Origin of the sequence: Streptomyces sp. NPDC087787 (assembly GCF_044743035.1) — a bacterium.
Taxonomy (GTDB): domain Bacteria; phylum Actinomycetota; class Actinomycetes; order Streptomycetales; family Streptomycetaceae; genus Streptomyces.
This window is the reverse complement of record NZ_JBIUVQ010000001.1, coordinates 866,214-873,249: the sequence shown is the minus strand read 5'-3', so window position 1 is coordinate 873,249 and position 7,036 is coordinate 866,214. Positions and strand designations below refer to the sequence as shown.

Sequence of the window (7,036 nt, the reverse complement as noted above, 5' to 3'; positions counted from 1 at the left end):
ACTAATCCCCACCGAAGTGGTTCATCGTTCGACTTGCATGTGTTAAGCACGCCGCCAGCGTTCGTCCTGAGCCAGGATCAAACTCTCCGTGAATGTTTACTCGGCCAGTAAATTAATACTGCCGGTGCAACACGCACGAGAGCGGAACCGGAGGGGAGGAATAGTCCCCTCGGTTCACAGCGTCCTCGCTGTGTTTTTTCAAAGGAACCTCGTCCCAGCGGATGCTGGAGACGGGGTATCAACATATCTGGCGTTGATTTTTGGCACGCTGTTGAGTTCTCAAGGAACGGACGCTTCCTTTGTACTCACCCTCTCGGGCTTTCCTCCGGGCGCTTCCCTTCGGTGTTTCCGACTCTATCAGATCTTTTTTCTCGACCTGACCCCCAGTCAGCGGGGTTCGTCTTGGGTTTTCGGACTTCCGCCCGTCGGCCTTTCGACATTCACTACGTTAGCCGATTTCCCTGGCGACTCATAATCGAGTCCCGCGAGTTCGAATTCGGGTACGCGAGCGCACCGAAGACGACCCCGTCGAAGGGGTTCTCGGTTGGTAGTGGGTTGGCCGCTCCGGCTGCAGGCGATCGCCGTACCCGGTTCAGCGGCTTGGGCTACGTTACGCACCTTCCTCGGGCGAGTCAACTCCCGCCGTCAGCTTCGGCGGCGCCTCGGCGTATGGGCCCGGTACGGGCTCACCGTCGGGTCGTCGGCGGCCCAGAAGCGCCACGGGTGGACGTCGCCGTTGCCGCCCTCGCCGGCCACTCCGGTGCGGGGGCCGTTGCGGGCCGAGAGGCGGCGGGCGCGGACCGACTCGGCGCCCTCGACGATCTCGGCGGCACGGAGCAGAACTCCGCTCGTCCCGCCCTCGACCCAAGTTGGACTCTTCGGCGTCGAAGTTCCGCGTTGTTGAGGGCCGCAGGGTGTCGGCCCGCGGTGAAGGTTGGAGGCGCGTGGTCCAGCTGGTTCGAACGTGTATGGCTGATGTTGTCGTGGTCAGGCACTACGACCGCCTCTACCGGACGACACGGGACCTGGTCGAGCTGGTGGACCTGGCCGAGGAGACAGGCGTTGGCGCTGCGGTGGCCGAGAGAGCAGCACTACGCCGAGCAGGCAGCGGCCGAACGAGCGAACCTGAAACCCCGCCAACCCGCTCTGCCCAGCTGATCAGCCCCTCCCGAGCAACGGGGGAACCTCAGTTTGCTCCTGTCGGCCCCTTTACCGGGCCGCACTGTCGTTGATCACCGCGACTATGGCGGCCGGTAGGCCGCCCGTTGGCCGGAAGCGTGAGGCAGGCGGCACCGGAACGAGGCGACACAAGGCCCATCACCTTGGCGCGTGCCATCGCGTTGCGCGGGCTCTGGTCGGACAACGGCTTGCCGTCCTTGCCCAGCAGCGCGGCCAGCCGGCCGGGACCGAAGCCTGCGTGTCCGGGACGATCGGCCCATCGGCGGCGAAGTGAACGCGGAGTATCACGCGCCAAGCTCGCGAGCGGTTACGCGTCTTCGGGCCCGACTTCCGCGCCGACTCACCGAGGGGGCCGCGAGCCAGGCGCGCAGCGGCTCAGGCTCCGGCGGCTGGCTTGGCTCTCGGGCTCAGTCGGTACGCCGAGACTGTTGGATCACCGGCGAGGTAGAAGCGGTGCTGCCAGTCATGGGCTTTGCTCACGCCCACGCGAGGACCGACCCGGATGAGTGCCGCGGGTACTGGCTCGCCCTCGGACAGCTCGACCGATGCACCTGTCAGTAGGTCGGTGCCGTTGTGCTCTGCCGTGATGCCGAGCGCCTGGCAGAAGTTCCCCGGCCCCCGCGCGAGACGTGGACCCTCGACCTTGTTCCCCCGCCGCTCGCGAGCCAGGTGCTCCCCTTCGATGACCCTGCCTGCCCGGATCAGCACCGCTGTGGCGACGCCGTCTGCCCCGGTGACGACGTTGGCGCACCAGTGCAGCCCGTGAGAACGGTAGACGTACAGGTGTCCCGCGGGTCCGAACATTACGGCGTTTCGGAGTGTCCTGCCTCGATAGGCGTGGGAGGCGGGGTCGGCGGAACCGGAGTACGCCTCGGTCTCCGTGATGGCGATACTCACGGTTCCCTCGGGTGTCTTGTGGGTGAGGACAGCACCGAGCAGCTTGGGGGCGACTTCTTCGGCGGGATGAGCAAGATCCACAATGTTCATGCTGACCGCCTTGACATGATGGGACCTTCGGGGGTCGTGCGTACCAGGACGCGGCCCAGCAGATCGGGAGCGACCTCCACGAAGGGGCGGTCGAAGAACTCTCCGGGCAGCGGTGTACGGGACGTGGGCGCGATCACGGCTCACGAGCGTAGTCGAGGCAGGTGGGATCATTGATCGGGAATCATCCAGGAACCGATCAGGAGGTACCGAGGTGACCGAGCACAAGCGGCGGCCGCTCCCCCACGACTTCCATCCGCCCGTGCCGTCCTTCACGGTCACGAGCGACGACGTCCGGGAGGGCGCGACGCTCGGGGACGCTCAGGTGCACGCGGGTGGGAACACCTCCCCGCAGCTGCGCTGGGCGGGTTTCCCTCCGGAGACGAAGAGTTTCGCCGTGACCTGCTACGACCCGGACGCCCCGACGGGCAGCGGGTTCTGGCACTGGGTGCTGTTCGACATCCCGGCGTCGGTGACGGAGCTTCCGGCGGGTGCGGGCGGCGGCAAGTTCGAGGGGCTGCCCGAGGGCGCGGTGCACGCGCGCAACGACTACGGCACGAAGGACTTCGGCGGTGCCGCGCCGCCGCCCGGGGACGGACCGCACCGGTATGTGTTCACGGTGTACGCGGTGGACCAGGACAGGCTCGGTCCGGACTCGGACGCCTCGCCGGCGGTGGTGGGCTTCAATCTGCGCTTCCACACGCTGGCGCGCGCCCAGCTGATCGGTGAGTACGAGAACCCCGCCGAGGGCTGAGCCGCGCGGCGCGCAGGCCGCCGTTCACTGAACGTTTGCCCGCTTCCGGTCTTGAACGTGGCCGGGAGCGGGCACTTTTATTGCGTTGTCCATCCCGGCGCGCCCGGCCAGAGTTGATCCAGCCCGCCACGGGGTGGGCCGGCGCTCTTGGGAGGTGGGCCGGGATGCGGGACACGCTGGTGCTGAACGCGAGCTTCGAGCCGCTGTCGACGGTGACGCTGAACCGTGCGGTCGTGCTGGTGCTCCAGTCGAAGGCCGTGGTCGAGCAGACCCATCCGGAGCTGCGGCTGCGCGGCGCGCAGGTCGACATTCCCGCGCCCCGGGTGATCCGGCTGTGCCGGTATGTGCGGGTGCCGTTCCGAAGACAGGCACCGTGGTCGAGGCGGGGTGTGCTGATACGGGACCGGCACCGGTGCGCGTACTGCGGGCGGCGCGCGACGACCGTGGACCACGTGGTGCCGCGCTCGCGGGGCGGGCAGGACACCTGGCTGAACACGGTGGCCTCGTGCGCGGAGGACAACCACCGCAAGGCGGACCGGACTCCGGAGCAGGCGGGAATGCCGCTGCTGCGGGAGCCGTTCGAGCCGACCCCCGCGGACGCGATGCTTCTGGCCCTGGGGCAGGAGGAGTTCGAGGCGCTTCCCTCCTGGCTGGCCCGGTCGGCAGCCTAGTTGGACGGCAGTGGGGCCCGCCTTCGTGGTTTGTCACGATGGCGGGCCCCACTTGCCGTGGCGGACCGGGCGGGTCAGTCGATGGACGGCTTCTCGCGGCGCTCGGTGGCCGCGGGGGCGTTGCCGCCGCCCGGGGCGCCGCCCAGGGAGCCGAAGCCGCCGATGGCTCCGGACAGGCCCTTGAGGGCGTCGCCGATCTCGCTGGGCACGATCCAGAGCTTGTTGGCGTCGCCTTCGGCGATCTTCGGGAGCATCTGGAGGTACTGGTAGGAGAGCAGCTTCTGGTCGGGGTCTCCGGCGTGGATGGACTCGAAGACCGTACGGATGGCCTGGGCCTCGCCCTCGGCGCGCAGGGCGGCGGCCTTGGCCTCACCCTCGGCGCGCAGGATCGCGGACTGCTTCTCACCCTCGGCGCGGAGGATCTCCGACTGCCTGACACCTTCGGCCTGGAGGATCGCGGCGCGCTTGTCACGGTCGGCGCGCATCTGCTTCTCCATCGAGTCCTGGATGGAGGTGGGCGGTTCGATGGCCTTGAGCTCGACGCGGTTGACGCGGATGCCCCACTTGCCGGTCGCCTCGTCGAGGACGCCGCGCAGGGCCGCGTTGATCTCCTCGCGGGAGGTCAGGGTGCGCTCCAGGTCCATGCCGCCGATGATGTTGCGCAGGGTGGTGACGGTGAGCTGCTCGATGGCCTGGATGTAGCTGGCGACCTCGTAGGTGGCGGCCCGGGCGTCGGTCACCTGGTAGTAGATGACGGTGTCGATGTTCACGACCAGGTTGTCCTGGGTGATCACCGGCTGCGGCGGGAACGGGACGACCTGTTCACGCAGGTCGATGCGGTTGCGGATGGTGTCGATGAACGGGACGACGATGTTGAGGCCCGCGTTCAGTGTCCGTGTGTAGCGGCCGAAGCGCTCGACGATGGCGGCGCTCGCCTGTGGGATGACCTGGATCGTCTTGATCAGGGCGATGAAGACCAACACCACCAGGATGATCAGGACGATGATGACCGGTGCCATCGTTGCTGCCCGTACCCTTCTCCGCCTCGGCTCTTTCGGAAGATCTTGCGGCTGTTGAAGATCTTGCTGGTCGAGTCTGACAGACCGTGGCCCAACTCGTGGCCTGTTCGGTCCACTTGTTGTTGTCGCCTTTGGTGCGAGGTCACATGACGACGGCGGTGGCGCCCTCGATGTCCACGACGTCGACCTGTTCGCCGACTTCGTAGGCGTGGTCGGTGTCGAGCGCGCGTGCCGACCAGATCTCCCCGGCGAGCTTGATGCGGCCGCCGGAGCCGTCGACGCGTTCCAGGACGACGGCCTGCTTGCCCTTCAACGCGTCCACCCCCGTGGCCAGTTCGGGCCGCTGTCGGCGGTGCCTGGCCGCGATGGGCCGGACGACGGCGATCAGGGCGACCGAGACGACGACAAAGGTGAGCACCTGGACGACGACGCCGAAGCCGAAGCCCGCGACGGCCGCGGCCACGACCGCGCCCACCGCGAACATGCCGAACTCCGGCATCGCGGTGACCACGAGCGGGATTCCGAGCGCCGCCGCGCCGACCAGCCACCAGACCCATGCGTCGATGTTGTCCACATGGTCATGTTAGGCCGGGGCGGTGGCGGCGGACAGGGTGCGGAGCGGTGTTCAGGACAGCGGGAGTCCCTTGGCGGTCCAGCGGTCACCGGCCTGCTCGACGACGAGCGGGAGACCGAAGCACAGGGACAGGTTGCGGGAGGTGAGTTCGAGTTCCAGCGGGCCGGCGGCGAGGACCTTGCCCTGGCGGATCATCAGGACGTGGGTGAAGCCGGGGGCGATCTCCTCGACATGGTGAGTGACCATGATCATCGAAGGGGCGATCGGGTCCCGGGCGAGCCGGCCGAGACGGCGGACCAGGTCCTCGCGGCCGCCGAGGTCGAGACCGGCGGCGGGCTCGTCGAGCAGGAGCAGCTCGGGGTCGGTCATCAGGGCGCGGGCGATCAGGGTGCGCTTGCGCTCGCCCTCGGAGAGGGTGCCGAACTTGCGGTCCAGGTAGTCGCTCATGCCGAGGCGGTCGAGGAAGGCGCGGGCGCGCTGCTCGTCGATGTCCTCGTACTCCTCCTGCCAGCCGGCCGTCATGCCGTACGCGGCGGTCAGGACGGTCTGGAGCACGGTCTGGCCCTTGGGGAGCTTCTCGGCGAGGGCGATGCCGGCCACGCCGACGCGGGGGCGCAGCTCGAAGACGTCGGTCCCGGGCTTCCCGAGGGTCTCGCCGAGGACGGTGGCGGTGCCGCTGCTGGGGTAGAGGTAGGTGGAGGCGACGTTGAGCAGGGTGGTCTTGCCGGCGCCGTTGGGGCCGAGGATGACCCAGCGCTCCCCCTCCTTGACCGACCAGGAGACCTGGTCCACGAGAGCCCGGCCCTCACGGACCACGGATACGTCCTGAAGCTCCAGAACATCGCTCATGAGCGCGTTGTCTCCCCTTGCAGTGTGCCGCCGGTCTCGGCATCGCGTACGCCTGTGGCTGGGCCCGCCGCGCCGGTGGGCGCACGCAGCCCTCACCGAATCTACGCCACGAGCCGGGCGGGCCGTTCCATCGGTCCGGTCCTTAGGGTGGAGGCATGCTCTCGGAACCGCGCTCTGGACGCCTCGCCGCTTGGGGAAACTCACTCTTGTCCGGATATGTCTCGCCGGATGACGCCGTGCTCGCCATCGTCGGGGACGACGCCGTCCACCGCGTGGAAGGGCTGCCCGGTGAGTCGGGTCCGGTCGGGCTCACGCTGGCGCTGGGGCGGCTGCGCCGGCTCGGGGTGGACGCGCTGCGGGTGGCGCTGCCCGCGCCGGGGCATCCGCTGGGGCTGAGCGGGCCGCCGGAGTTCAACGCGCGGGCGCTGGAGGCCGGGGAGGCGGTGCTCTGCCACGGGGCCGCCTTCGGGCTGGTGCCCGAGTTGCACGAGGCCGGGCCCAAGGGCGATGTGCACGCCGAGGTGCTGTGGCACGTGTTGCCGGTGCGGGAGGCGCCGCCGGTCGACGTGCCGTCGCTGGGCGAGGCCGAGCGGGAGCTGGCGGAGGCGCTGCGGGAGGCGACGTCGGTGCTGTCGCGGCTGGACGTGGCCGGATCGGGCCCGGTGGCGGAGGCGGCGATCGACGCGTACCGGGCGCGGGCCGAGCATTCGGGAGGGTCGGCGCGCAGCGCCTCGTTGAGGGGCGGTGGCCGGGCGACGGGCGGGCCGGAGGTTCTGGCGCCGGGGTATCCGCCGCGGGCGGTGCGGGTGCTGGAGCTGGCGCGGCGGGTGGCGCTGCTGGTCTCGCTGGCGTACGGGAACGGGCACGGGGGTGCGGTGAGCGCGTCCGAGATGGCGGCGCGGGGGGACGCGCTGCGGCCGGTGGAGCGGACGGCTCGGCGGGCGCAGGTGGCGGCGTACAACTCGATGCTCGAGGAGCGGGAGCGAGGGGCGCGCTGACGGACGGC

The 7,036-nt window shown here is 69.3% G+C and carries 8 protein-coding genes, 1 rRNA gene and 2 pseudogenes; 4 read left to right on the top strand and 7 right to left on the bottom strand.

The genetic code is table 11. The features are described from left to right. Positions 1-93, bottom strand: a 16S ribosomal RNA gene (locus tag ACIOWN_RS04035); the annotation flags it as partial. Positions 94-645: 552 nt separating this feature from the next. Then, a pseudogene (locus tag ACIOWN_RS04030) lies at positions 646-861 on the bottom strand (3-methyladenine DNA glycosylase); the annotation flags it as partial. A gap of 53 nt (positions 862-914) precedes the next feature. On the opposite strand from ACIOWN_RS04030, the gene ACIOWN_RS04025 reads away from it, so the two are divergent. After that, positions 915-1,232 carry a recombinase family protein gene (locus ACIOWN_RS04025; protein ID WP_401980257.1) on the top strand — a complete coding sequence of 106 codons (318 nt, stop codon included), beginning with the start codon at positions 915-917 and terminating at the stop codon, positions 1,230-1,232. Between the two features lie 322 nt (positions 1,233-1,554). Here the strand turns inward: ACIOWN_RS04025 and ACIOWN_RS04020 are convergent, their stop codons facing one another. Further along, positions 1,555-2,166, bottom strand: a complete 612-nt coding sequence (locus ACIOWN_RS04020; protein ID WP_401980202.1) for a DNA-3-methyladenine glycosylase — start codon at positions 2,164-2,166, stop codon at positions 1,555-1,557. Between the two features lie 17 nt (positions 2,167-2,183). Then, positions 2,184-2,303, bottom strand: a pseudogene (locus ACIOWN_RS04015) (3-methyladenine DNA glycosylase); the annotation flags it as partial. 74 nt (positions 2,304-2,377) lie between these two features. On the opposite strand from ACIOWN_RS04015, the gene ACIOWN_RS04010 reads away from it, so the two are divergent. Both ACIOWN_RS04010 and ACIOWN_RS04005 read left to right on the top strand, forming a co-directional pair. After that, positions 2,378-2,917: a YbhB/YbcL family Raf kinase inhibitor-like protein gene (locus ACIOWN_RS04010; protein ID WP_362355166.1), complete on the top strand. Its 540-nt coding sequence runs from the start codon at positions 2,378-2,380 to the stop codon at positions 2,915-2,917. A 164-nt stretch (positions 2,918-3,081) separates the two neighbouring features. Continuing rightward, entirely contained in the window at positions 3,082-3,588 is a 507-nt protein-coding gene (locus ACIOWN_RS04005) for an HNH endonuclease (protein WP_100572616.1), read from the top strand. Between the two features lie 74 nt (positions 3,589-3,662). Here ACIOWN_RS04005 and ACIOWN_RS04000 read toward each other — a convergent pair whose 3' ends face one another. The 3 genes from ACIOWN_RS04000 to ACIOWN_RS03990 all read right to left on the bottom strand — a co-directional run bounded on the left by ACIOWN_RS04000 (position 3,663) and on the right by ACIOWN_RS03990 (position 6,030). Beyond that, a complete protein-coding gene (locus ACIOWN_RS04000) occupies positions 3,663-4,607 on the bottom strand; it encodes an SPFH domain-containing protein (protein WP_358737551.1) in 945 nt (314 codons plus the stop codon). 142 nt (positions 4,608-4,749) lie between these two features. Then, positions 4,750-5,181, bottom strand: coding sequence for an NfeD family protein (locus tag ACIOWN_RS03995; protein ID WP_362355161.1), 432 nt, complete (start codon positions 5,179-5,181; stop codon positions 4,750-4,752). A 51-nt stretch (positions 5,182-5,232) separates the two neighbouring features. After that, complete coding sequence (locus ACIOWN_RS03990) at positions 5,233-6,030, bottom strand: ABC transporter ATP-binding protein (protein ID WP_100572619.1); 798 nt, start codon at positions 6,028-6,030, stop codon at positions 5,233-5,235. Between the two features lie 155 nt (positions 6,031-6,185). Between ACIOWN_RS03990 and ACIOWN_RS03985 the strand changes: the two genes are divergently transcribed. Beyond that, entirely contained in the window at positions 6,186-7,028 is an 843-nt protein-coding gene (locus tag ACIOWN_RS03985) for a hypothetical protein (RefSeq protein ID WP_401980197.1), read from the top strand. Positions 7,029-7,036: the final 8 nt, after the last annotated feature.

Bases quoted from the DNA above. Each gene is read 5' to 3' on its own strand.
- ACIOWN_RS04020 (WP_401980202.1), bottom strand. From the start codon at position 2,166: ATGAACATTGTGGATCTTGCTCATCCCGCCGAAGAAGTCGCCCCCAAG.
- ACIOWN_RS04005 (WP_100572616.1), top strand. From the start codon at position 3,082: ATGCGGGACACGCTGGTGCTGAACGCGAGCTTCGAGCCGCTGTCGACG.
- ACIOWN_RS04000 (WP_358737551.1), bottom strand. From the start codon at position 4,607: ATGGCACCGGTCATCATCGTCCTGATCATCCTGGTGGTGTTGGTCTTC.
- ACIOWN_RS03990 (WP_100572619.1), bottom strand. From the start codon at position 6,030: ATGAGCGATGTTCTGGAGCTTCAGGACGTATCCGTGGTCCGTGAGGGC.
- ACIOWN_RS03985 (WP_401980197.1), top strand. From the start codon at position 6,186: ATGCTCTCGGAACCGCGCTCTGGACGCCTCGCCGCTTGGGGAAACTCA.